Consider the following 1545-nt stretch of genomic DNA (forward strand, 5'->3'; position numbering starts at 1 on the left):
AATGAACCGACCCCAAAAAGTTAGACCAAAAATCTAATGATTTGGAGGTCGGTTTTTTGGCAAAATATAGTTATGAATTCAAAAAAGAAGTTGTTCAAGCGTATTTGGATGGTAAAGGTGGTTATAAATTTCTTGCGAAAGAGTTTGGTATTCCTTCTCCAAGCAAGGTTAAATTATGGGTTGATAATTACCGTACATTAGGCGATGAAGCGTTGATGCGTTCAAGAAAAAATGAATCTTTTACTTTCGAATATAAACTTCATGTAGTAGAATTATATCTAACAAGTGAGGTCTCATATCAGGAGTTAGCCCTTCAAGAAAGGATACATAATCCAACGCAAATAGTTAAGTGGGTAAATGATTTTAGAATTGCTGGTCCTGATGCTTTGCGGCCGAAGAAGAAGGGACGAAAGATATCGTTGGAATCATCAAATAAATTGTCTAGTAAAACAGAATCCGCCGAAATTGTTTCAGTTGACACTACTGCTGAACATGTAAAACAGCTTGAAGATGAATTGCTCAAGCTCAAAATTGAGAACGCATATTTAAAAGAACTGAGGAGGCTGCGTTTAGAGGAGGAAGCTCTTCTGAAAAAACAGCGAGAATCATCCACAGCCTCCGAGGAGAATTCAAATTAAAAGATATTCTCGCAGTTGTAGGCTTTCCAAAAGCGACATACATGTATTGGCAAAAGCGATTTAATAGAGAAAATCCTAATAAAGAACTAGAAGAAAAGATCCTTGAAATACGTAGTATTAATAAAGATTGGGGTTATCGACGTGTATACGGAGCACTACGTAAACAAGGAATACTTATAAATAAAAAGAAAGTTCAGAGAATTATGCAAAAGCTTAATCTTCAGGTGACTTCCTTTACAAGAAAGAGTCGTAAGTATAGTTCATACAAGGGTAAAGTTGGAAAGGTTGCTCCTAACAGAATTCATAGACGTTTTGACACACAGATTCCTCATCAGAAAATCACAACAGATACTACTGAGTTTAAGTATTATGAGGTTGATGATAAGGGACGAATGATAATAAAGAAACTATACTTAGATCCATTCATGGATATGTGTAATAGAGAAATCTTAAGCTATGGAATATCTCAACATCCGTCAGCGGCCAATATCATGGGAGCACTAAACCAGGCAATTGAAATCACAGCTGATTGTCCATACAGAAGAACTTTTCATTCTGATCAAGGTTGGGCTTACCAAATGAAAGCTTATGTACACACTCTTAAAGAAAATCGAATTTTTCAAAGTATGTCCCGAAAGGGCAACTGCCATGACAATTCAGTAATGGAGAACTTCTTTGGAATAATGAAACAGGAAATGTACTACGGCGTTGTTTACTACAGTTATGATGAACTCAAAGAGGCAATAGAACAATACATCAAGTACTACAATGAACAAAGAATTAAAGAGAAACTAGGATGGATGAGTCCCGTAGAATACAGGCTCAACCTCTTGGCTGCATAAAAATAGCGTAGCAGCCATTAAAACTGCTACGCTTAAAAAGTCTAACTTTTTGGGGTCACCTCAGT

Annotated in this window: 1 protein-coding gene; it reads left to right on the forward strand. The window is 36.3% G+C overall.

Annotation, left to right across the window (positions count from 1 at the left end; genetic code table 11):
* The first annotated feature begins 56 nt into the window (after positions 1-56).
* Positions 57-1480, forward strand: a protein-coding gene (locus BN2920_RS20820) for an IS3 family transposase (protein WP_230132317.1) whose coding sequence is annotated in 2 segments (ribosomal slippage) — positions 57-546 and positions 546-1480 — 1425 coding nt in all. Because the reading frame shifts where the segments join, the coding sequence is not laid out codon by codon here.
* The last annotated feature ends 65 nt before the right edge of the window (positions 1481-1545 follow it).

Origin of the sequence: Clostridium neonatale (assembly GCF_001458595.1) — a bacterium.
GTDB lineage: Bacteria > Bacillota > Clostridia > Clostridiales > Clostridiaceae > Clostridium > Clostridium neonatale.